This window comes from Sphingomonas sp. QA11, from assembly GCF_028473665.1.
Taxonomy (GTDB): Bacteria; Pseudomonadota; Alphaproteobacteria; order Sphingomonadales; family Sphingomonadaceae; genus Sphingomonas; species Sphingomonas phytovorans.
Genome location: NZ_CP098774.1, coordinates 5,164,764 through 5,185,983 on the forward strand (window position 1 = coordinate 5,164,764; position 21,220 = coordinate 5,185,983).

General features: G+C 64.3%; 22 protein-coding genes and 1 other annotated feature. Of the genes, 5 read left to right on the forward strand and 17 right to left on the reverse strand.

Going from position 1 to position 21,220, the window contains the following annotated elements; translation table 11 throughout:
- Positions 1-281 precede the first annotated feature (281 nt).
- On the forward strand, positions 282-971 hold the full coding sequence (locus NDN01_RS23920) for a DUF2490 domain-containing protein (RefSeq protein WP_272624716.1): 690 nt from the start codon (positions 282-284) through the stop codon (positions 969-971).
- A gap of 137 nt (positions 972-1,108) precedes the next feature.
- Complete coding sequence (locus NDN01_RS23925; protein ID WP_272624718.1) at positions 1,109-1,720, forward strand: transposase; 612 nt, start codon at positions 1,109-1,111, stop codon at positions 1,718-1,720.
- Positions 1,721-1,792: 72 nt separating this feature from the next.
- On the opposite strand, the gene NDN01_RS23930 is transcribed toward NDN01_RS23925, so the two are convergent.
- The 7 genes from NDN01_RS23930 to NDN01_RS23955 form a co-directional block, all read right to left on the reverse strand.
- Complete coding sequence (locus NDN01_RS23930; protein ID WP_272624720.1) at positions 1,793-2,233, reverse strand: hypothetical protein; 441 nt, start codon at positions 2,231-2,233, stop codon at positions 1,793-1,795.
- A gap of 4 nt (positions 2,234-2,237) precedes the next feature.
- A complete protein-coding gene (locus NDN01_RS26050; protein ID WP_443025167.1) occupies positions 2,238-2,573 on the reverse strand; it encodes a hypothetical protein in 336 nt (111 codons plus the stop codon).
- Positions 2,574-2,612: 39 nt separating this feature from the next.
- A protein-coding gene (locus NDN01_RS23935) for an IS3 family transposase (protein ID WP_272624721.1) occupies positions 2,613-3,841 on the reverse strand; the annotation gives its coding sequence in 2 pieces (ribosomal slippage) (positions 2,613-3,553 and positions 3,553-3,841; 1,230 coding nt in all).
- Positions 3,444-3,560, reverse strand: a sequence feature (AL1L pseudoknot). (Overlaps the previous gene by 117 nt.)
- A gap of 50 nt (positions 3,842-3,891) precedes the next feature.
- A complete protein-coding gene (locus tag NDN01_RS23940) occupies positions 3,892-5,733 on the reverse strand; it encodes a hypothetical protein (RefSeq protein ID WP_272624722.1) in 1,842 nt (613 codons plus the stop codon).
- Between the two features lie 455 nt (positions 5,734-6,188).
- Positions 6,189-6,650: a hypothetical protein gene (locus tag NDN01_RS23945; protein ID WP_272624723.1), complete on the reverse strand. Its 462-nt coding sequence runs from the start codon at positions 6,648-6,650 to the stop codon at positions 6,189-6,191.
- Between the two features lie 259 nt (positions 6,651-6,909).
- The gene (locus NDN01_RS23950; protein ID WP_272624724.1) at positions 6,910-7,548 is read right to left on the reverse strand and encodes a hypothetical protein; all 639 of its coding nucleotides are present in this window, start codon (positions 7,546-7,548) and stop codon (positions 6,910-6,912) included.
- A gap of 77 nt (positions 7,549-7,625) precedes the next feature.
- Entirely contained in the window at positions 7,626-9,665 is a 2,040-nt protein-coding gene (locus NDN01_RS23955) for a hypothetical protein (protein ID WP_272624725.1), read from the reverse strand.
- Positions 9,666-9,917: 252 nt separating this feature from the next.
- Between NDN01_RS23955 and NDN01_RS23960 the strand changes: the two genes are divergently transcribed.
- On the forward strand, positions 9,918-11,768 hold the full coding sequence (locus NDN01_RS23960) for a DUF885 domain-containing protein (protein WP_272624726.1): 1,851 nt from the start codon (positions 9,918-9,920) through the stop codon (positions 11,766-11,768).
- 442 nt (positions 11,769-12,210) lie between these two features.
- Here NDN01_RS23960 and dinB read toward each other — a convergent pair whose 3' ends face one another.
- The 6 genes from dinB to NDN01_RS23990 all read right to left on the reverse strand — a co-directional run bounded on the left by dinB (position 12,211) and on the right by NDN01_RS23990 (position 16,543).
- Positions 12,211-13,254 (reverse strand): DNA polymerase IV, encoded by a 1,044-nt coding sequence (dinB, locus tag NDN01_RS23965; protein ID WP_443025267.1) that lies wholly within the window; start codon positions 13,252-13,254, stop codon positions 12,211-12,213.
- A gap of 87 nt (positions 13,255-13,341) precedes the next feature.
- The gene (locus NDN01_RS23970; protein WP_272624728.1) at positions 13,342-14,118 is read right to left on the reverse strand and encodes an HvfC/BufC N-terminal domain-containing protein; all 777 of its coding nucleotides are present in this window, start codon (positions 14,116-14,118) and stop codon (positions 13,342-13,344) included.
- On the reverse strand, positions 14,115-14,948 hold the full coding sequence (gene bufB, locus NDN01_RS23975) for an MNIO family bufferin maturase (RefSeq protein ID WP_272624729.1): 834 nt from the start codon (positions 14,946-14,948) through the stop codon (positions 14,115-14,117). Before bufB ends, NDN01_RS23970 begins: the two co-directional genes overlap by 4 nt.
- A gap of 65 nt (positions 14,949-15,013) precedes the next feature.
- Positions 15,014-15,283 (reverse strand): BufA2 family periplasmic bufferin-type metallophore, encoded by a 270-nt coding sequence (gene bufA2 / locus NDN01_RS23980; RefSeq protein WP_272624730.1) that lies wholly within the window; start codon positions 15,281-15,283, stop codon positions 15,014-15,016.
- An 82-nt stretch (positions 15,284-15,365) separates the two neighbouring features.
- Positions 15,366-16,007: a DUF1109 domain-containing protein gene (locus NDN01_RS23985; RefSeq protein WP_272624731.1), complete on the reverse strand. Its 642-nt coding sequence runs from the start codon at positions 16,005-16,007 to the stop codon at positions 15,366-15,368.
- Positions 16,004-16,543 carry a sigma-70 family RNA polymerase sigma factor gene (locus NDN01_RS23990; protein ID WP_272624732.1) on the reverse strand — a complete coding sequence of 180 codons (540 nt, stop codon included), beginning with the start codon at positions 16,541-16,543 and terminating at the stop codon, positions 16,004-16,006. Before NDN01_RS23990 ends, NDN01_RS23985 begins: the two co-directional genes overlap by 4 nt.
- 220 nt (positions 16,544-16,763) lie before the next feature.
- Here NDN01_RS23990 and NDN01_RS23995 point away from each other — a divergent pair, with 220 nt between their 5' ends.
- Both NDN01_RS23995 and NDN01_RS24000 read left to right on the forward strand, forming a co-directional pair.
- Entirely contained in the window at positions 16,764-17,039 is a 276-nt protein-coding gene (locus NDN01_RS23995; protein ID WP_272624733.1) for a BufA1 family periplasmic bufferin-type metallophore, read from the forward strand.
- Positions 17,040-17,094: 55 nt separating this feature from the next.
- Positions 17,095-17,565: a DoxX family protein gene (locus NDN01_RS24000; protein ID WP_272624734.1), complete on the forward strand. Its 471-nt coding sequence runs from the start codon at positions 17,095-17,097 to the stop codon at positions 17,563-17,565.
- Here NDN01_RS24000 and NDN01_RS24005 read toward each other — a convergent pair.
- The 4 genes from NDN01_RS24005 to gntA all read right to left on the reverse strand — a co-directional run bounded on the left by NDN01_RS24005 (position 17,562) and on the right by gntA (position 21,201).
- A complete protein-coding gene (locus NDN01_RS24005; RefSeq protein ID WP_272624735.1) occupies positions 17,562-18,887 on the reverse strand; it encodes an acetamidase/formamidase family protein in 1,326 nt (441 codons plus the stop codon). The two genes, NDN01_RS24000 and NDN01_RS24005, sit on opposite strands and share 4 nt — an antisense overlap.
- A gap of 73 nt (positions 18,888-18,960) precedes the next feature.
- Positions 18,961-19,671 carry a Crp/Fnr family transcriptional regulator gene (locus NDN01_RS24010; RefSeq protein WP_272624736.1) on the reverse strand — a complete coding sequence of 237 codons (711 nt, stop codon included), beginning with the start codon at positions 19,669-19,671 and terminating at the stop codon, positions 18,961-18,963.
- Between the two features lie 229 nt (positions 19,672-19,900).
- Positions 19,901-20,497 carry an urea carboxylase-associated family protein gene (locus NDN01_RS24015; RefSeq protein ID WP_272624737.1) on the reverse strand — a complete coding sequence of 199 codons (597 nt, stop codon included), beginning with the start codon at positions 20,495-20,497 and terminating at the stop codon, positions 19,901-19,903.
- Positions 20,494-21,201 (reverse strand): guanitoxin biosynthesis heme-dependent pre-guanitoxin N-hydroxylase GntA, encoded by a 708-nt coding sequence (gntA, locus tag NDN01_RS24020; RefSeq protein WP_272624738.1) that lies wholly within the window; start codon positions 21,199-21,201, stop codon positions 20,494-20,496. The genes NDN01_RS24015 and gntA overlap by 4 nt, the downstream gene beginning before the upstream one ends.
- Positions 21,202-21,220: the final 19 nt, after the last annotated feature.

Genomic DNA, 21,220 nt, shown 5'->3' on the forward strand with positions numbered 1-21,220 from the left:
GGCACGGCCCCGTGGGCAAGAACGGGTAGCAGCTCACCGGCGGTTCCATGCCATGGTCGCCGCAGCCCGGTGAATGCAGCCGAGTTGGATCGCCGATATCAGATAGGCGCCCGCCACCGCCGCGGCGACCGCGCCAACTCGGTTGCCCGGGCACAGCAATTACGCCATGTCACCGTTATTCCCTGCCCGATCAGCGGTGAACTGGTTCACGCCTGGACGACATGATCTTTCCTGATGAATTGGAAAGGCACGAGCAACACAGCCGCGCTAGCGGCATGCCCATGCCCAACATCCTGCGCGCCGCGCCGATTGCCGCCGTTCTGCTTTGCATCTCCACCAACGCGCATGCCCAAACCCGCGAGGACGAGCACGTCTGGATCAACCTGACATCCATTGGTCCGCTTTCCGGCGATCTCGTCTATTTTGCGGAGGTGCAGCCAAGAATCGGCGACGGATCATCGCGCCTTGACCAGATGATCTTGCGCGGTGCGATAGGTGTGAAGCTGAACCGCGCCGTCACCTTCTACCAGGGCTATGCTCATGTCGTGCTGCCCGTGGAGGGCAGGCGTGACGTCAATGAGGAGCGTAGTTTCCAGCAACTGAACTGGACGATCGGTCAGAAGATGGGCGGGGAGCTATCCTCCCGGACCCGGTTCGAGCAGCGTTGGCGTTCGGACGGTCGGGACATGGGCTGGCGATTGCGCGAGATGCTCCGCTACGAGACTCCGTTGAAGCCGGGCACTCAGGGGCCGAGCGCGCTCCTCTATTCCGAACTCTTCGTGGCGTTGAACACTACCGACTGGGGCGCTCGAGCTGGCTTCGATCAGATACGCAATTTCGTCGGCCTCGAAATCCCGGTCGGTGGTGCCTCGACGATCGAGGCCGGGTATCTCAACCAGTTGGTCGATCAGTCAGGCAAGCGCAGCCGGATGAACCATGTCGCCTCGTTAAGCTTGTTCTTCCGGCACTGAGGCCGCGACCATTGGCCCGATTCCGGTGACAGCGATTCCGGTGACAGTGCATTTAATTGCTCCGGCGGTACGGCTGTGGTAATATCCGGCCCATGGCACGCCTGGCACGCGCGATATTTCCGGGACATCCTCACCATGTGACGCAGCGCGGCAACGGTCGTGCCCAGACATTTTTCGGCGACGGGGATTATGCGCTCTATCGCGATCTGCTCGGCGAGCATTGTGCAGCGTCTGGTGTCGACATCTGGTCCTGGGTGCTGATGCCGAACCATGTTCATCTGATCCTCGCGCCGGGTGACCCGGACGGGCTGCGGCGGGCGCTGTCAGCGGTGCATCGGCGCTATGCGGGCCATATCCACGCCCGATTGAAGCGCACTGGCCATTTCTGGCAGGGGCGCTTCGGCTGCGTGGCGATGGACGAGGCGCATCTCGGCGCCGCGCTGCGGTACGTCGCATTGAACCCGGTGCGCGCCAGACTGGCGGCGCGGGCGGTGGACTGGCCATGGTCGAGCGTTCACGCCCATCTCGGCCGCATCGACGATGGTATCACGGCGCGTGAGCCCGTATTCTCGCGCTATCCGGACTTTGCCGGGCTGCTCGCTGCCGGAGAGGATGAGGAAGGGGTGAGGCGACTGCGCAAGGCGGAACAGGTCGGTCGGCCGATCGGTGATACCGCATTTCTCGATCGGCTTGAGCGCGAGGCGGGCCGAGCGCTCAGGCCCGGCAAACCCGGCCCCAAGCCAAAATAAGCGCACTGTCACCGGAATGCCCTGTCACCGGAATGCCCAACTTCGCATCAAGCAGGGGGATGGCTACCTCAACTATGCAACATCGTAACTATCTGGTTGTCCTGGATCATCGTTGGGCGCCTGCGCCTTTGCCCGTTCCAATGACGACAGCCGATCTTTGAACCTCCGAACCGCCTCACCGATGGATATTCCATCAATGATCTTGCTCTCCAGTTCGATCTCGATGTCCTGGCCGATCCCCGCCTTCTGGGCAGCATCGGGAGTGAGGCTCACAACAATGCCCGCATCGGTTTCGCGGATGTCATGAACCAGATCATAACCCTCGACATCCAACGTCCCGGTATCGATATGCACTCCATCTAGCCCAAGCTGCAGCTCCTGTTCGTCAGGTTGATTTGGCAGGTCGAGCATGACGTAATTCACAGGTTCAAGCGGGTCGTCGGCGAACGCTAACAGCGTCGCATCTCCGTCATCGCTGAAGCTGGCTACCTTGGCTAAAAATGCAGTCTTCATACCCTCACTTCCGCTTTGGCGTCGCTACCCAGGTTAGCGTCTTTCCATCCTGACGCCATTGATATTTAATTGTTGCGCCAGTTTCAGCTGCAGCTCGATTCATCGACCCGCGGCATGGCTTGCAGGGGGGCAGCTGGCCTGTGATCGTCATAGTATCGCCAGGTCGTAGATCGATCCCGCGAACCGCACGAGCTTCGGTATGTGTAGCCAGCATATTCTTGGGGAAACCAAGCGCCTTCTCCTCCGCAGTCATGCTTCCGCTAACAAGGCGCTGGTGAGTGACGATCTTTCCTGACGCATCGCTAACGAGTACGTTTGCATTATGGCGAGCTGCATCCACTGAACCGCGCCGGGTCTGCCGGAGGCCTTGGGTTGTGAGTCACGCTGCCATATCGAGGTTGCTTGCGGCAGCATAATATTGATCTTCGGCTTCGGCAGGCGGGATGTTGCCGATAGGCTCCAGCAGCCGGCGATGGTTGAACCAGTCGACCCATTCGAGCGTGGCGTATTCGACGGCTTCGAAGCTGCGCCACGGCCCGCGCCTGTGGATCACCTCAGCCTTGTAGAGGCCGTTGATCGTCTCGGCCAAAGCGTTGTCATAGCTGTCACCGACGCTGCCGACCGAGGGTTCGATCCCGGCCTCGGCGAGGCGCTCGGTGTATTTGATGGACACGTATTGCGAGCCCCGATCGCTGTGATGGATGAGGCCGCCCCGATGGGCCGGCCGGCGATCGTGAAGCGCCTGCTCCAGGGCATCGAGGACGAAGCTGGCATGCGCCGTCCTGCTGGCCCGCCAGCCGACGATCCGCCTGGCGTAGGTATCGATGACGAAGGCGACGTAGACGAACCCCGCCCAGGTCGCGACATAGGTAAAGTCCGACACCCACAGCATGTTCGGCGCTGGCGCGTAGAACCTGCGATTGACGTGATCGAGCGGGCACGGCGCCGCTTTGTCACTGATGGTCGTGCGCACCGGCTTGCCCCGGATCACCCCTGCCAGGCCCATCTCGCGCATCAGCCGTTGCACGGTGCAGCGCGCTATCGGAAAGCCCTCCCGCATCATATGCCGCCAGACCTTGCGTACGCCGTAGACCGCGAAGTTCTCGGCAAATACGCGCGCGATCTCCGGCTTCAAGGCGACATCGCGCTGCGCCCGCGCCGACAGGCGTGTCGGATCCTGTCGCTGCGCGACGCGCTCGTGATAGGTGGATGGGGCGATCGGCAGAACGCGGCAGATCGGCTCGACCCCATAGGCATCGCGGTGATCGTCAATGAAAGCGATCATCGCCGGAACGGGCGGTCGAGCTCCGCCTGCGCAAAATATGCCGACGCCTTGCGCAGAATCTCGTTGGCCTGCCGCAGCTCACGGACCTCGCGCTCCAGCGCCTTCACCTTGTCGGCAACCTCGGTCGGGACGCCCGCCCGCTTGCCGCTGTTCACCTCGGCCTTCTTCACCCACTCCAGCAGCGTGTGGCCTGAACAACCGATCTTCTCGGCAATGGATATGATCGCTGCCCATCGCGACGGGTGATCGTGCTCGTGATCCAGCACCATCCGTACCGCTCGCTCGCGGACCTCAGGTGCAAACTTGTTCGTCGTCTTGCTCATACAGGCTCCACCTTCTCAGGAGTTGGAGCCTCCGGCAAACCCGGAGCGGTTCACACGCCCTTCTGCCCCAGGCGCGGAACAAGGTTTATAGTTCCTTTGTCTGCAATGCTAAGTCCGGTTCTCAGAAAGCCTGTGGCCTTCGCCCAAGGGAAAACCGCTGCCAAATCGAGAACTCCAGCAGCAATGCCATTGCCGGTCAAATGCCACTTGTAGATACTTGAATTCTCAGACGGATAGTCGAAGAAGGAAAATCCGGGATTTATCGCATAGTAATCCGAGCTGAGGGGCGCGGACATCGCTCTGCGTATTCCATGCTCCTCCGCCAACGCTTGTTTTTCGACCGATGCCTGTCGGGCGCGTTCGAATGGCTCCGCGGCGGGCCGCGCGGGAAGGCCCTTCAAGCTCCGGAGGATGTCTGCGGGATTGCCGCCCCTTTTCTCGGCGAGGTCGAGCGCGACGGCGCGATCCTGGGCAAAGGAACCGCCGTCCTGCATCATGGCGGCGGGCAGGAAGGCGGGCGCTCCAACCCCGCCGGCGGCGAGTGTCGGGGCAGGTGATATCCGTCCGTCGAGCGTCCCGCCAAGCCGCTGCCGCGAGACGGCCTCGCCGCCCGGCGGATAGCGCCCGATCGCCTGTTGTTGCCGAACAAATGCATCATATTCAGTCGGCGCAACCAGATCCCGCACCAGACGCAGGTCCTGTCTGCCAAAATCGGCCGGCTGATAGGTTGCCATCAGTTGCAGTTGTAGGGCGGTCATGCCCTGCGGTGCGATCGGGACAGGATCGAGATTCCGCTCCGCCTGTCGTGCAAGCGAGGTTGCCGTGGCCTCGTCGAGGTCACGGCGTATGGCAGCGGGAAGCTGCGTGATTGAGGTGAAGCCCGAACCGAGCTGCTGCGCTGTGGCGAACGCTGCCTCCTTCGCGGCGTCTGCCGTCTGCCTGCGTCGCCGTTCCTCGCGCAGGCCCCGCTCGGCAAGGTCCGCGCGCGCATAACGCTTGCGCGCCTCGGTCCAGTCTTCCGCCTCGATCTTTCGTGCAGCGTCCTCGCGCTGTCCCGGCGTCAGCGGCGACGCCGCTTCGTCAGGGGCCTGCTTCGGCAGCAGCCCGTCCACATCTCCTGTCGCCAGCGCGCGGGCGAGCGGCTCGAACAATTCCGCCTCGGTTGCCTGCCGGTCGGCCTGGGTCATCCCGTCGCGCATCAGCCGGTAGCGGTTGGCGGCCGCGATTGGATCGCGGTCGGTCAGGCCCTGCACCACGCGGCGCCGGATGCCCGAGCCATAGGCCATGGTGTTGCGACCGATGGCGGCCGGATCGTCACCGCGCCTCATGCCCCGCGCCACGATCGAATCGATCCCGGTGTGGAGATGCTTGTCGAACAGCATTGGATCGTCGGCATTGTCGGCCGCGTCGTCCGCCGCATTGCGTTCGAGCAGCACGCTCTGCTGGTCCTGCCCCCGGCGCAGCGCCTGTTCGGCCCCGGCAACCGCACCCGAAATATCATAGTCGAAGCGCTCGGCGATCACCTGGTCGAACTGGCCGCGCTGGCGATCGTTCTTCAGCCCGCTCCTGATCCAGTCGCGCAGCCCGCCATAGTCCCGCGTCATGCTCTCCAGCATGTCCTGGGGATCGGCCTCGGCCTTGCCGAGCGCGTCCGTCCGAATGCCACGCGCGCCCTCGGCATAGGCGTTCCACGCCTTCTTGACCTCGAATTCGTCGTTGCGGGCTTGCCGTTCCTGCAGGTCGCCCGCGATCCGCGCGCCCGTTCCACCGAGCTGCTGCATCCCGGCGCCCAGCGCCTGCAGCCCGGTGCCGGAATAGTCGCCGGGCTGGAGCTTCGCGTTCGTCACATCGGCGATACCGACGCGGTTCTGTTCTCTCGGGACCGTCGGCATCTCAGCGTACCGGTCGCGGGTTGGGGAATAGGGCGGCCACAGGCACCTCCTTGATTGGAAGATAGGCTTAAGCGGCCAGGGGAAAGCTTTGAATCAAACCAACCGAGGCGATCGACGGATGGGAAAATTTGATCGGTCAAAGGTGACAATTAATAAACTGGCACCGTAATTGTGGCACCGTAATTGTGGATGCGTCACGCGTCGCGGTGGGGTGGACGAAGCATGCTCCGCACGTCGATGCCATCGAGGTAATCCATGATATTCGCGATGTCATCGAAGGTAAGCCCCCACTCAAGCGCGGGCTGATCCCGTGCTCCGGCGTCGGGTGCTGGAGCATTTCCTGATATGGCGAGCGCACCGCCTCAATTAATGATCTTCAAAATTGATGCCACCCCACATCGCCGTGAACAATGGCATCGCTATTTCTCTGCGCTTCTGATGCACCTCCGTTATGGTCATTTAATTTTACGCCGAAGCTCAATTTCACTCTGCGTTAGCATTCGAACATATGGGCAGGTCTTCGGGTTTATTGTGACGATCCGGGCCCTGATGAGCGGCCCGATCAGTTCATCGGTCAGGGGTGGCGGGCGTGAGTCCCATTTTCCTCCTGCCGGCTCAATCTTGTACTTGAAGAATCCTTCGACCACTACTTCATGGCCGTAGGTGCGCCATAATTCTTCCTCTGCGTTCGGCAGTTTCCTGATCAACAAATTTGGATGAACATCGTCTTTTGGTCTGAAACAATCGTCAAGAGAGGGGCCGTAGCCGCTCTCGTCTAAATAGCCGACGACCCTGATTCTGGTGTTTTTGAAGCGAGGCCTTCTTTCTGCAACTGCTCCAAGCTTATCGTTTCGGGGACGCGGTCTGAAAAGGCTGGCTCGCCAAGGGTGGAGCAACTCGACAAAAGGGTCAGCCAAGCGGTCTTCGCTACGATCTCATCTTCCATCTCGCTCAAGTGCGCTGTTGATCAGCCCGGCATGTTCCGATTCGGCATCATTGTTCTTCTTTCGTTCCGAATTGTCAACGAAAAGGATCGCAAGCGAACGCGTCCTATTCTTCATCGCAGTCTGAAAAAGAGCGCGTTCCAAAACCAAGTGCGGCAGGCGAAGTAGAGGATGGGCTCGCCAGACTGCGCTGCTCAAATATGTGGTCCAGGAGACCCCGTTCAATTGAAAATTAAGAAATGTAAGGTTCGAAGGGTTGATTGTATTTCTCTTCAATGAATCTTCCGGTTTCGTAATTGCATTCGTTATCAAAATCGAAATCTTTCGCCAATCTAAGTCCGTATTCCTTTTTTGTGATAGTCAGTCTTTCAAGCACTCCTGGAACGCTTGCTGGCTGCAACAAGGTTATGATAACAGAAAACTGTCCTATATTGATCATTCTAGGACAATAAGCGCGACGAGAGTGGTCGATAGATTTTGTTGTCCATGCGACATTTCCCTTCCAGCTCGGCATAAAGTAGTGAATAAGGCGAATTGCGTTGCTGTTGGTGGCGTCAACGAATTTCTGATCTTTTCGGAAACCGAAATTGATCGTAACTTCAACTGTTTCGATAGCCGATCCCTTTGCGCTGATCGCGATACGATCAATCCCGGCGGCGGTGGATGTACACATATCTGCGCCATAGCGTCTCGAACAGAAACCCAATATAGTCAGGTCGTCGATTGCCGCCGACGGGCTCTTTTCCATTCCAGCCACGGATTCTTTTGGTGTGGCAGGAGTGTGCTTTCCGCAAGATGCTAACCCCAGCGAGAACAAGGCTAAAAACAGACATCCGGCAATTCGCAAATCGATCATCTGCTCAGACCTCATGGTACACTGTTCTGCCTCCGTATGATGTTCACTCTACGTTCGCGGTTTGTCAACAGCTTGGCGGGCGGAGTGTCCGATCAGTGGGAAGGGCTTGAAGGCCCAAGCTTCTTCTCCCAAATGGCCCTCAGGCGTTTGTACATCGTGACCGCCTCGGCGATGTCGATCGACGGCTGAAGCCTCTTCGTCCCGCTCTTCATATACTTGCTGGTATTCTTGACTGGATCAGGAAGGGACGCCCATTCGTCGGCTCCCTTCGCTATCGCTCCTTCGATATCGCCGGCGAGTAGGCGCTCACGAACACCTCTTTTCCGCAGCAGAAACATCGCGGTCATACGTTGCGTCTGGGGGCTGAAATCATTCAGGCCGAGGCGGGCCACCGCAATCTCGTCATAGGTCCTTCCCTGTATTTGGAACATGCCAGAGGCATCTGAAATGCCAGTACCGTAGTAGAATTTTTTCAAATCCTTGAGACGTTTGCGCCCGTAACGTTCATAATATTGGTGATGTCCATTCGTGCCCTCGGTGATGGAAACCAGGGTGAGAAAAGCCATCAGAGCCGGGTTCTTCATATCCTCCTCGGTGATCTTGCGATTGCTCGCCTGATCTTCGGGAGACCGGATATGCTGCGTGCCGATATGGGGCTCTCCATCAACCACATAAATTTCGTGAGGCTTCCGAGCTTTCTCCTTGGCCTCAGTCCCCGTGGCGAATGCCGGGCCCTGTGCGTTCCGTTTGGTCGTCTCGACGACTGGAAACACTCTAGGGTTATCGCCCGCCCGCCAAGCAGCGTCACGCGGGTAACTTGCTTGTTCCAATGTCCGACGTTGAATGACTGCGTAGATAGGGGGCCTGCTTCCACTCAGGCCGTGCTGGATCTGCACGAATCGGTCATATTCCTCCCGTGTCACCTTGCCCCGCACCAGTCGCAGATCCTCCTTGGCGAAGGCGGCTGGATTCTCCGACGCCATGATGTTCATCATCAGCGCTGCCTCGCCGCCCGGGGCGATCCGCGTCGGGTCGAGGTTCGCTCGCGCCAGACTCCTCAGCGCCTGATCGGCCTCCTCGTCGAGATCGCGGCGCACGGCGGCGGGGATCTGCGTGATGGAGGTGAAGTCTGATCCGAGTTGGTCGGCCCTCGCCAACCCGATTTCCCGGGCCGCGTCCGCTACCTGCTTGCGCGAACGTGCCTGCAGGGAGGCGCGTTCGTCCAGATCGTCCAGGGCGTAGCGCTTCAACGCCTCGGTTAAAGGCCAGCCTTTGATCTCCTGCGCGATTGCCGCCTGCCGTTCGGGGGAGAGCGTGCCGTCCCTCTCCCCGGGAGGCAGGAGCTTGTCCACCTCCTTCGCCGCGAGCGCGCGGGCGAGCGGTTCGAACAGTTCCTCCTCGGTCGCCTGCCGGTCGCTCGGGGTCATCGCGTCGCGCATCAGCCAATAGCGGTTGGCTGCCGCCACCGGGTCCCGGTCGGTCAGCCCCTGCACCACGCGCCGCCGGATATCCGAGCCATAGGCCATGGTGCTGCGATCGATCGCGGCCGGATCGTCACCGCGTCTCATGCCCCGCGCCACGATCGAATCGATCCCGGTGTGGAGATGCTTGTCGAACAGCACGGGATCGTCGGCATTGTCGGCCGCATCGTCCGCCGCATTGCGTTCGAGCAGCACGCTCTGCTGGTCCTGCCCCCGGCGTAGCGCCTGCCCGGCCTCGGCAAGCGCGCCCGAAATGTCATAGTCGAAGCGCTCGGCGATCACCTGGTCGAACTGGCCGCGCTGACGATCGTTCTTCAGCCCGCTCCTGATCCAGTCGCGCAGTCCGCCATAGTCCCGCGTCATGCTCTCCAGCATGTCCTGGGGATCGGCCTCGGCCTTGCCGAGCGCGTCCGTCCGAATGCCACGCGCGCCCTCGGCATAGGCGTTCCACGCCTTCTTGACCTCGAACTCGTCGTTGCGCGCTTGCCGCTCCTGCACCTCGCCCGCGATCCGCGCGCCGGTGCCGCCGAGCTGCTGCATCCCGGCGCCCAGCGCCTGCAGCCCGGTGCCGGAATAGTCGCCGGGCTGGAGCTTCGCGTTCGTCACGTCGACGATGCCAACGCGGTTCTGTTCTCTCGGGACCGTCGGCATCTCAGCGTACCGGTCGCGGGTTGGGGAATAGGGCGGCCACAGGCACCTCCTTGATTGGAAGATGGGCTTAAGCGGCCAGGGGAAAGCTTTGAATCAAGCCGGCCGAGGCGATCGACGGGTGGGAAAATGTGATGGCGATTTGTTGATGGGCCTTTGCGATGCGCCTGCCGCGTCAGTCGATCACCACCCCTAGTCGCCACCCAATTCCCCCGATACGCTGGCCCCAAAACCACAAACCGGCACGGGGGCATCATGATCCAGACGAACAGGCGCGAACTCCTCACGGGCGCAGGCGCACTTGGGTTGACCGCGGCACTCCCCGCCTGGGCCGTCCAGACCGCCGCCGCCACCCCCGCCGACTCCGCCGCCCAAAGCCTGCTCTCGGCCATGGCCGAGGACCTCCTGTCCGACTCTCCCGAAGCCGCCCTCACCCTCGGCATCGACAAGGGCGCGCGCGCCGCGCTGCACGGGCGTTTCATGGATCGCAGCGCCGCCGGGGATCAGGCGCGCGCCGCCCGCTGCACCGCCCGGCTCGGCCAGCTGCGCAAGCTCGACCGCGCCGGCCTTACCCCCGCCACCGCGCTCGATGTTGATACCGCCGAGACCGCCTATGCCCTGGCGGAGGAAGGCTGGCGGGCCATGCCGGTCGGTGAGGTCGCGGTACTCGATGCCAATGCCAGCTTCCGCAGCACGCCCTATATCGTCTCCCAGCTCGGCGGCGCCTATTCGGACCTGCCCGACCTGCTCGAAAACAAGCATGATGTCGCGGGCGCGGCCGATGCCGACGCCTATCTGTCGCGGCTCGAAAGCTATGCGGCGGCGGTCGACGGGGAAACCGGCCGAATCCATGCCGACGCCGCGAAGGGCGCGATCCCGCCGGTGCTGGTGATCGACATCACCGCCGGCCAGTTGAAGGGCATTCGTAGCACCCCCGTCGCCGATTGGGGCATCGTCAAGAGCTTCGGGGAGAAATGCGCCAGGGCCGGGCTGCCCGCGTCCTTCGTGCAGCGCGCCGCGACACTCTGCGCCGAGAAGGTCTCCCCCGCGCTCGATCGCCAGATCGCCGCCTTCGCCGCGATCCGGGCGAAGGCGAGCGAGGTCCCCGGCGTGTGGCAACGCCCGCACGGCGACGACTGGTATGGCTGGCTGGTCAAGGCGGGCACCACCACCAATGCGACCCCGGACGAGATCCACGCGCTCGGCCTCGCGCAGAACAAGGCGATCAATGCTGAGATCGACACGCTGCTCAAGGGCCAGGGCCTGACCAGGGGCAGCGTTGGGGAGCGGCTGACCGCGCTGAGCAAGCGGCCCGATCTGCTGTTCAGCAACGACGATGTCGGGCGGGAAAAGCTGCTCGCCTATCTCAACGGCCGCATCGCCGATGTCCGCACCCGCCTGCCGCGCGCCTTCGGCAATCTGGTGAAGGGCAATCTCATCATCAAGCGCGTGCCGCCCGCCATCCAGGACGGCGCGCCCAATGGCTATGCCGGGCCTGGCTCGATGGACGGGTCCCAGCCGGGCATCTATTACATCAACCTCAAATCGACCGGCACCTGGCCGCGCTATTCGCTGCCGACGCTCTGTTATCACGAGGGCATTCCGGGCCATGTCTGGCAGGGCGAGTACAGCTATCGCCTGCCGCTGATCCGCTCGTTGCTCGCCTTCAACGCCTATTCGGAAGGCTGGGCGCTTTATGCCGAACAGCTTGCCGGGGAACTCGGCGTCTATGACGACGATCCGCTCGGCCGGATCGGTTATCTCCAGTCGATGAACTTCCGCGCCTGCCGGCTGGTGGTCGATACCGGCATCCACGCCAAGCGCTGGACCTTCGAGCAGGCGCTCGCGTGGTTCCAGCAGGCGACCGGCATGCCGCTTGGGCAGCTCACCGCTGAGCTGCAACGCTATTGCGCGATGCCGGGCCAGGCCTGCGGCTACAAGATGGGCCATAACGAGATCAACCGCCTGCGCGACCGGGCCAAGGCGGCGCTCGGGCCCCGCTACGATCTCAAGGCCTATGACGATGTCGTGGTGGAGACCGGCAACGTCCCGCTGACCCTGCTTGAGCGCGTGGTCGACGGCTATATCGCGAAAGCGAAGGGGTAGGATCTCCCCGCTGCTCGCGGGCAATCTCGGTCGTCATGCCGGACTTGTTCGGGCATCCACCGTCCCGCAAGCTCGCCGGCCTCTTGATTGCGGCGCGGTGGACCCCCGGGACGAGCCCGGGGTGACGATGTGATGTTTGGTGAGGCGTCTCGATTCAACCCGACCCCAAAATCGTGCAGCGCTCACCAAGACCGGCCACCCATCCGCGCCGCTTCGCTCTTTCTCATGACCGCACAAGAACAGACGAAACCCCGCATGGTTCGCCATGAAAACAGCGCCGTTTTCGCGTCATATCGCGCGGATTTACCGCTGTTATGCATAACAGCGGTAAAAGCCCGTATCCGATTGAACAGAAAGCGAAATTTCGCCCGGAAAATCCAACATAACAGCGGAAGAAAAAATCATCCGCGCGAATGGCGAAAGAGCGCCCCGGCCCGCCTCTTTATCCGGGCGTCAGCAGGTCGAGTTGCGCCGCATCTTCCTCCCCGCCATCGAAGGTCGACAGCGTCACCCCGATCAGCCTGATCCCGGCCCGCAGCGGATATAGCGTCCGCACCAGCGCGACCGCTGTCTCGTGCAGCGTCTCGCGATCGTTCACCGGGGCGTTCCTGGTCCGGCTGCGCGTCACCGTCCGGAAATCGGCATAGCGGCATTTCACCGTTACCGTTCGGCCCCGCCCGCCCGATTTCTCGCACCATGCCCATACATCGTCGGCCATGTCGCACACGCCCGCCTCGACCTGTTCGGGCGTGATCAGGTCATCGCTATAGGTCGTCTCCGATCCCGATGATTTGCGCGGCCGGTCCGGCGTGACCAGCCGGTCGTCCTCGCCGCGCGATATGGCGTGGTACCAGGCGCCCGCCTTGCCGAAATGCGCCTGGAGGAAGGCGAGGTCGTGCGCGCGCAGGTCGGCGCCGCTGTGGATGCCGAGCCGGTTCATCTTCTCCGCTGTCTTGGGGCCGATGCCGTGGAATCGCCCGACCTCGAGCTTCTCGACGAACGCGGCGCCGGCGCCGGGCGTGATGACGCATTGCCCGTTCGGCTTGTTCTGGTCCGAGGCGAGCTTGGCGAGGAACTTGTTGTAGGAGATGCCGGCCGAGGCGGTCAGCCCGGTCGTGTCGAAGATACGCGCGCGGATCTCCGCCGCCGTCTCGGTCGCCGAGGGGATGCCGCGCAGATTTTCCGTCACGTCGAGATAGGCCTCGTCGAGCGACAGCGGCTCGACCAGCGGGGTATAGTCGAGGAAGATCGCCCTGATCTGCTGCGAGACGGCGCGGTACACCTCGAAGCGTGGCGGCACGAAGACGAGCTCCGGGCAGCGCCGCAGCGCGGTGACCGAAGGCATCGCGCTCCGCACCCCGAACCGCCGCGCTTCATAACTCGCCGCCGCCACCACGCCGCGCCCGCTCGCGCTGCCCACCGCCAGCGGCCGGCCGCGCAGGGCCGGGTCGTCGCGCTGCTCGACCGACGCGTAGAAGGCGTCCATGTCGACATGGATGATCTTGCGGGTCACGGTCCCGCCTTCTGGCACTGTACGCTGTTTTCAGGAACATGCGTTCCGGCGACGGCAGGCTCAAACCGGTTGGCGCGCTGGCTCCTCATCGCCGACGATATCGCACAACAGCCCGTCGCCGAGCCAGCGGCCCAGCAGCGTTCCGGCCAGCGCGATGCCGCTTTCTTCGCCATGCTGCTCGACCAGCGCGGTGCAGAGCGAGGCGAACGGCATGCCGGCACGGGCAAGCGTCAGCGCGCCGAGTTCCTCGCTATCGATCGCGCGGAACCGCGATATCTGCGCGTGCCGCCACACCAGGATCGCCCCGGCCTCCGGCAGCATCGCGACAGGCGGCGGCATCTCCCCGGCATCGAGCGCCGACCAAAGCGCCGGGGCGTTGGTGATCGAGGCCCGGTGGTCGAGCGTGGGGGTGAAGCGCAGTATCGCCGCGTCCCAGTCGACCGCCGCGACCTGGTCGGGGCCGATCGCGGGGGCGTCGGGCCCGACAAAGGCTTCGCCAAGCGCCAGTTCGATCCAGGCGAGCTCGGCGATTTCCGGATCGTCCGGGTTCAGCGCGGCGAGCGTCGCGGGGAAGTCGCGCGGATAGGCGTCGAGCGTCCAGCTGCTCGGCGGGAAACGGTCGATATGCGTGACCACCGCCGCGTGAAACGCCTCGCCGCCGATCCACGCCAGCGTATGCGGGAAGCTTTGCTCGAGACAGGCGATGAGCTGAGCGCGATAATTATTCTGGTACACGCGCAGGCCCGGGGCATGGCGGTGCCCGATGCGGTTCATCGAGTCCTCGCTGCCGCTTTTCAGCCAGCCGCTGAAATCGCGCTGCATCGCCAGCAGGCTCATGCCGCGATCCTCTCGCCCGCGCCGCCGATCCGGCGCGCGATCGCCAGTTCGGCGAGCAGGTCGGCGAGCGGCGGGATATCGTCGTCGCGCTCGATCATCGTCGCCACCGGGCCGAGCCGCGGCAGGACATGGGCGTACAGGTCCCAGACCGAGACGGGCACTGGCTGGTCGTGCGAATCGATCAGCAATTCCTCTCCCTGGCTGTGCCCGGCGAGATGGATCTGGCTGACCCGGTCGTGCGGCACGCCGTCGAGATAGGCGATCGGGTCGAAGCCGTGGTTCGAGGCGCTGACGAACACATTGTTGACGTCGAGCAGCAGCCCGCATCCGGTTCGCGCGCACAGGGCGTCGAGGAACTGCCATTCGGTCCGGTCGGCGCCGTCGAAGGCGAGGTAGCTCGAGGGGTTTTCGATCAGCATCGCGCGCCCGAGCGAATCCTGTGCGCGGCCGATATTGGCGCAGACCAGGTCGAGCGCCTCGTCGGTATAGGGCAGGGGCAACAGGTCATGCGAACTGAACCCTTCGATCCGGGTCCAGCTCAGATGGTCGGATATGAACAGCGGCTCGATCTCGTCGGCAAGCGCGCGCAGGCGGCGCAGATAGGCGCCGTCGACCCCGTCGGCCGATCCGACCGACATCGACACGCCGTGCAGCGCGACCGGGTAGCGCTCGCGCACCTCGCGCAGGATCGCGCGGGGGCGGCCGCCATCGACCATGAAATTCTCCGAGATCACCTCGACGAAGTCGACCGCGACCCGGTGAGTCAGGAACTCGGCATAATGCGGCTTGCGCAGGCCCAGGCCGTAACCTGAAAAGACTGGCTGGATCATGGTGATGCTCTCCCGGGGCGGAAAGGAGGGTGGCCCGGACGCACCGCGCCCGGGCCCTGCGCTTGTCAGTTGGGCGCGGTCAGGCTGCCGCCCGCCTTGGTGCAGGCCTTGGCGCTGAGTTCCTTGAAGCCCTGGCCCTTGCAGTCGTTCTGGCCCTTGCAGTCGTTCTTCGCTGTCTTGCAGTCGGACGTGCCCTTGCAGGTGTTGATGCCGTAGCAATGGACCTTGGCGGCGCCGGCACCCGCGGCGAAGGCGGGGGCGGTCGGCGCGGCGGCGGCGATTGCGATGACGGCGGCGGAAGCGGCGAAGCTGACGCTGGTACGGAACATGGTCATGGTGGAAACTCCTGGAAAGGATCTGCCTGATTGGCCCCTCCAGTTCGCCGCCCGCCGCCCGCCGGTTACAGCGGCGGAATATTTACCAGCGCAGCAGGCGCGGGCCGAGCAGCGCGCCCAGCAGGGTCGCGAGCAGGATGCCGAGCGAATACCAGGTGAGCACGAAGATCGCCGAGACCTCGGGACAGTGGAGGCAATAGACCGTCGCCGCGAAGGCGCCCGCCGCCAGCCCCGCCGCCGCGCCCGCGGCGCGCAACCGGGTCGGCGCCAGCCGCCGGAACGACCAGAGCAGCCCGGCGAAGATCGGCATCGCCAGCGCGAACACCCGCCAGGGGCACAGCCTCCAGCTATGCCCGAGCCACATCGCCAGCCATTCGGTTTCGGGGGTGCGGATCAGCTCCACCGCGGCGAGCCCGGCGAGCAGGCTGACGGGCACGGCCAGCAGCCATAGCCAGCGCAGGCTCCCGCTGTCAGGCCGCGCGAGCCGCACGGTCGCCACGATCGCGCAGAGCGAGAGCGACAGCGTGTAGCCCCACTTCACCCAGAACGGGAAGCCGTGCATCGCGGTGCCGAGATCGGGCCTGACGCCCATGCCGATCACGACATAGGCGATCGACACCAGTGCCCCGACCGCGGCGCCGATCGCGATCCGGCGGCCGACCGCATTGCGCCGCACCGGCGGCACGTCGCGCGAAAGCTGGTCGATGAGCTGGTCGGTATTCATCGGCCGATCCCCTGGACGCGCGCCATCAGCGCCTTGAGTCCGCGATGTACCGATACCTTGACGTCGGATTCGCCGATCCCGCCGGCGGCGGCGGCTTCGGCGATGCTCTCGCCCTCGATCCGCGTCGCGCGGATCATCCGCGCCTGCTTGGGCGGCAGGGTTTCGAGGAGCTGGTCGATATCCATCCGCGCATCGCTCGATTCCTCGAAACCTTCGGCGACCAGCAGTTCCTCCAGCCCCTCGACCGGCACGAACCGCCGGGTGCGCCGGAAATGATCGATCATCTTGTAGCGCGCGATCGCGAACAGCCATCCGGTGAAGATCCGGGTCCGGTCATAGGTGCCGCGACGGCTATGCACGGCGATCAGCGTTTCCTGCACCAGGTCCTCGATATCGTCGCCGCCACCCGACCAGCGGCGGCGGTAAAAAGCGCGGAGCAGCGGCGCCAGCGCGCGCAGCAGCGCGGCATGGTCGGCGGCGTTGCCGTCCAGCCCGCTGATCATCAACGCTCGCAACTGGTCCTCGCTCGCCCGCATCAGCGCTCCTCGAGTCCTTCTTCGCCGCCCGCGGGGAAAAGGTTACGGCATTGCGGCCGGGCATGCGCGAAATAATTCGCGACCCGTGCGTAACCTTGGCCGTCCTCCGGGCGAATTGCCATCGTGACCCGGTTTCGACCCTCTCCTCCGGTCACCGCACGGCCCGGATCGTCCCGTCCGGGTCGTGCGCGAGGTGTCCCATCATCAAAGGATTTCCATCATGCGTCCCACCCATGCCCGTTTCGCCGCCGCCATCGCGCTTGCCGCCGCCGGTACCGCGATCGCAACTTCTGCCTCGGCCCAGGCTCCGGCAATGGAGAAATGCTACGGCGTCGCCCTTGCCGGCAAGAACGACTGCAAGGCCGGCGCGGGTACGAGCTGCGCCGGTACCTCCAGGGTCAATTACCAGGGCGATGCCTGGAAGCTGGTCAAGGCGGGCACCTGCGCCGGCATCAAGACCCCAAAGGGCAATGGCTCGCTCACGCCCAGGGCCTGATGGTTCCGGCCGGGGCTCCTCCCGCCCCGGCCACCCTTTCTCGCGGAGACCCGCCATGATCTCGCTCGTCGCGCTCTACGATCGCGCCGCCGGCCGCCTGACGGCGCTGGTGCCCGATGCCTTCCTCCTCCTGATCGCACGGCTCGGCATCGCTGGCGTGTTCTTCCAGTCCGGCCGGACTAAGGTCGAAGGGCTGATCAGCATCACCCCCGGGACCTATGAACTGTTCCGCACCGACTATCGACTGCCGCTCATTCCGCCCGACATCGCCGCGGTCGCTGCGACATGGTCTGAACATGTCTTCTCGATCCTGCTGGTGATGGGCCTGATGACGCGCTTCTCCGCCGCGTCGCTGCTTGGCATGACGCTGGTGATCGAGATCTTCGTCTATCCGGATGCATGGCCGACTCATCTGAGCTGGGCCGCGATCCTTCTCCCGCTGGTCGCCCGCGGTGGCGGTGCATGGTCGCTTGACCGGCTGATCCACGGGGTCGCCAGCCCCTTGCACCGCGGTGCGGCCCGCTAGGGCATTGGTTTCGACCGAGCGGGCAGCAGCGCCTTGTCGATCCGCGCCGAGACGCCGACGCTGCGTCCAGCGAGGTTGGCCACGGTGAAGCTGACCGCGCTGCCCATCACCTGCGCGCCCTGCGACAGGGTCAGGCCGTAATCCTGCTGGAGCCACTGGAGCAGCCCGGTGCTCGCTGCCTTCAGGGCCTCGTCGAGCGATCCCGCCTGGCCGAGCACCATGATCTGAGTCGGCGATTCGACACGCGGCGATCCGAAAGACCTGCCCTTGATCACGTCGACGCTGAATTCGACGTCCATCGACGTCTCGAGCGCATATTGCGATGTCTCCCCGTCGCCCTGCAGCGCATGCGCGTCGCCGAGATAGAGCAGCGCGCCTGGCTGCTGCACCGGCAGGTAGACGGTGTTGCCCGCGACGACTTCGTTGAAATCCATGTTGCCGCCGATGCGCCCGGTGTCGCCGGTCGACATCGGCGCCGAGCCGAAGCCCGGCGCGACGGCGAGGCCGCCAAGCATTGGTCGCATCGGCACCGACAGGTCCTTCAGCGCCCCCGTTGCTCCCTCCGGGCTGGCCCGTCCCGCCGCGCGATCGAGCTTCCACCGCACCGGCTTGCCGAGGTCGCCCGCCTTCGCGACCAGGCTCGATCCGAGCGCGCGCCCGACGACGCTGTCCAGGCTGTCGGCATAGTCCCGGTTCGGGGTCAGGCGCTTGAGATGGATCGCCAGCGTATCGCCAGGCACCGCGCCCGCGACATAGAAGGGCCCGGTCTGCGGGTTGCCGAACAACGCGCGGGTGACGCCCGCCGCGTCGACCCCGCCGGAATCAACCGTGCTGGTGCGCACCGTGTCGCCCGGCCAGATCGTCAGGACCGGCGCGCGGTCGGCGCTGAACAGGTTGGAATAGTCGGTCGGGCTGAAGTCATGGGTGCGTGGCGGGCCATCGGGCCGCTCGGGCAGGCGGCGGGCAGTGAAGCGGTGGCGCACCCGCGTGCCGGGCGTGTTGGAATCGGCGAGATCGGCCTCGCCCGCCATCGCCGCGCCGTTCCGCGTGCCGGCATAGCGATAGTCGGTGCCCTTCGCGTCGGTCGCGACGAAGCGAAGCATCTTGCCCGACGCGTCGCCCTTCAGGGGATCGCCATCCAGGTCGCCCGACAGCCGGCCGCCGTCGCTGACCAGCGTCAGCGTCGAATAGGCCGGGGTGCCCCACATGTCGGTGACAAGAAGCCAATGCTCGTCCACCCGTGCCGCGTCGCGGGCAGAACCCGGTGCGGAGAGGGTAAGGGCGACGGGCGCCAGAATAGCGATGGCAAGCAGCTTCTTCACATGGAGCTCCGGTATTGTCGATTACATCTGTAGTCGATAGCGCCGTTATGCGCCGATGCAAGCACCTATCGGGTCAGTTTAGTCCTGCCCGCGCCTCGAGCGCCGGGCGGTCGCGGATCGTCACGGCCCGCGCGCCGGGGAGGGCGACGATGCCCGCGTCCCTTAATCCGGTCATCTGCCGGCTGACCGTTTCGATGCTCAGGCCCAGCACATCGGCGATCTGCCCGCGCGACAGCGGCAGGTCGAAGGTCACTGGTCCTTCGGGGGTCGCTCGGCAGCCCGACCCGGCCACGCGATCGGCCATGCCCAGCAGCAGGCCCGCGACCTTCTCCGCAGCCGAACTGCGCGCCAGCATGAGCATCCTGCTCCGTGCCTCCTCAAGCGCGGCGAAGGTGCGCTGGAGCAGCAGCCGCTCCATCCGCGCATGATCCTCAAGCACCTTCTCGAACGATGCCCTGGGGAAGACGCAAAGCTCGGCATCGGTCAGCGCGGTGACGGTGACATCCGCCTCCCCGGCATAGGGACGCCCGACGAAATCGGCGGGATAGAGCAGGCCGACGATCTGCTCGCGCCCGTCCGGGGTCGACACGCTCAGCTTGAGCACGCCCGTCAGGAGATTGGCGCAGACCACGCTTTGCCTCCCGGCCCAGATCAGCGTCTCGCCGCGCGCGACCTTCTGCCGGCGGCCGAGCGTGTTGAGCGCGCCCAGTTCGCGATCGGTCAGGCTGCCGCACAGCGCCCGGTCCCTGACGGCGCAGTCGGCGCAGATGTCGCTCGCGATCATGGTCCGCCTATAGGATCGTGCGCGTGCCTTGTCTGCGGACATGAATTTGACGCGGGTCAAAGCCTCCCCACCGGGAAGCGCGCACGCTTCGCTCCTCACCTGGATGGAGCAGTTCGATGGACGGCAGTTATTTCCTGTATCTCGTGGTCGGCGGCATGAGCCTCTTCCTGCTGGTGCTCGGCTCGCTCGGCATCGAGGACGCGATCAGCCATCGGGAACCATAGGATCGTCAGGCAGCGGGCTCGATCCGGTAATGGATCGGCTTGAAGCTGCCGCCGTTCGAATCCGGTGCCGAGCAGGCGGTCAGGCCGATGATCAGGTCGGCCGCAGCTCGGAAGGCGATATGGTCGCCTGCCTTGCTCAGCGGCGGCAGCACCTTGAGTTCGCCCGTCGCGCCGTCGACCGGCACGTTCATGAAACAGTTGAACGCTATCGGGATTCGGTCGGGCGCGATGCCGTGAGGCTCGAGCGCCGCGGCGAGATTGCCGAAGCACCCCCGGTGTGGCGCCAGGTCGTCGTAGAGCAGGCGAAAGGTGTCGGCCGAACAGGGCGTCAGCAGGAAATCATGGCGTCCGACCGTGTCGGCGACGATTTCGAGCAAGATGTTCGACCGGTTCGAATAGAGCTTGTCGCCCGTGGTGAGATAGAGGCGCGACGCATAGTCGAGCGTCCTTCCGGACGATATCACCTCGTTCACGTCAGCCGCGCTGAACGCAAGCAGGTCAGCCACCTGCTCGCCGCGGGGATCGATCACCACCAGCGTCTCGCCTATTGCCAGAGGGAACGCCGTTCCGCTTCTTTCGGGAATCTCGGTCACAGCGTTCAAGGCGTATCTCCTGCATAGCGGAACGGGCAGCGCCAGTCGGCGCCCACTTCCCGGCCACTATATTGCCGGGCTTCGCTTGTCTCGCCGTGCCGCGCGAGCATCGGATTGCGTGATCCGGCCAGCGCTTCGTCGCGCACCAGGATCTTCTCGCGCATCCCTTCATATTTCCCCTGGGCGCGCAGGGTCTCGAACTGGTCGTGCAGGTTGAAGATCATCGTCGGCCGGGCGAACCGACGTGCCGGACGGCTGGCATGGGGATGCAGCCCGACGATGAAGAACGCCTCTCCGCCGAAGCTCAGCGAGAAATGCGGATTCTCCGGATCGGGGCTGACCGCCGGATCATAGTGCTGGCCGCGCCACACATCCTTGTCCGAGAGCGACTGGACTCTATCCCACAGCGCCGCTTCGAAATTGGTTTCGCGCAGGTCTTCGGGCCCTTCGAACACTACGGCGAAGCTGCGAAACAGCGCGGGAGCCTCGCGATAGGCGGTGGCGAAGGCGAGCAGCCCATCATGGATGCGCAGATCGTCCCATGCGCTGTCGATCCGGTTGCACGCGAGCACCTCCAGCGTGCCGCGCGCCAGTGCCGCCTTGGCGCCGACACAAGGAAAGCGCGTCTCGTCGACGAGATCGTGCAGCATCGCCTGCAATGCGTCCTGTGCTTGGTGCCGCCAGGGGTGAAGGGGAGTGCTGGGTGGTGACATGGTGGTGGGAAGACGCCCC

What these genes read in the sequence shown, in the direction of transcription:
- bufA2 (WP_272624730.1), bottom strand. Translation starts at nt 15,283, where the DNA reads ATGACCATGTTCCGTACCAGCGTCAGCTTCGCCGCTTCCGCCGCCGTC.
- bufB (WP_272624729.1), bottom strand. Translation starts at nt 14,948, where the DNA reads ATGATCCAGCCAGTCTTTTCAGGTTACGGCCTGGGCCTGCGCAAGCCG.
- NDN01_RS23930 (WP_272624720.1), bottom strand. Translation starts at nt 2,233, where the DNA reads ATGAAGACTGCATTTTTAGCCAAGGTAGCCAGCTTCAGCGATGACGGA.
- gntA (WP_272624738.1), bottom strand. Translation starts at nt 21,201, where the DNA reads ATGTCACCACCCAGCACTCCCCTTCACCCCTGGCGGCACCAAGCACAG.
- NDN01_RS23960 (WP_272624726.1), top strand. Translation starts at nt 9,918, where the DNA reads ATGATCCAGACGAACAGGCGCGAACTCCTCACGGGCGCAGGCGCACTT.
- NDN01_RS23940 (WP_272624722.1), bottom strand. Translation starts at nt 5,733, where the DNA reads ATGCCGACGGTCCCGAGAGAACAGAACCGCGTCGGTATCGCCGATGTG.
- NDN01_RS23995 (WP_272624733.1), top strand. Translation starts at nt 16,764, where the DNA reads ATGCGTCCCACCCATGCCCGTTTCGCCGCCGCCATCGCGCTTGCCGCC.
- NDN01_RS24010 (WP_272624736.1), bottom strand. Translation starts at nt 19,671, where the DNA reads ATGATCGCGAGCGACATCTGCGCCGACTGCGCCGTCAGGGACCGGGCG.
- NDN01_RS23990 (WP_272624732.1), bottom strand. Translation starts at nt 16,543, where the DNA reads ATGCGGGCGAGCGAGGACCAGTTGCGAGCGTTGATGATCAGCGGGCTG.
- NDN01_RS23950 (WP_272624724.1), bottom strand. Translation starts at nt 7,548, where the DNA reads ATGAGGTCTGAGCAGATGATCGATTTGCGAATTGCCGGATGTCTGTTT.
- dinB (WP_443025267.1), bottom strand. Translation starts at nt 13,254, where the DNA reads ATGGACGCCTTCTACGCGTCGGTCGAGCAGCGCGACGACCCGGCCCTG.
- NDN01_RS24000 (WP_272624734.1), top strand. Translation starts at nt 17,095, where the DNA reads ATGATCTCGCTCGTCGCGCTCTACGATCGCGCCGCCGGCCGCCTGACG.
- NDN01_RS23985 (WP_272624731.1), bottom strand. Translation starts at nt 16,007, where the DNA reads ATGAATACCGACCAGCTCATCGACCAGCTTTCGCGCGACGTGCCGCCG.
- NDN01_RS23970 (WP_272624728.1), bottom strand. Translation starts at nt 14,118, where the DNA reads ATGAGCCTGCTGGCGATGCAGCGCGATTTCAGCGGCTGGCTGAAAAGC.
- NDN01_RS23920 (WP_272624716.1), top strand. Translation starts at nt 282, where the DNA reads ATGCCCAACATCCTGCGCGCCGCGCCGATTGCCGCCGTTCTGCTTTGC.
- NDN01_RS23955 (WP_272624725.1), bottom strand. Translation starts at nt 9,665, where the DNA reads ATGCCGACGGTCCCGAGAGAACAGAACCGCGTTGGCATCGTCGACGTG.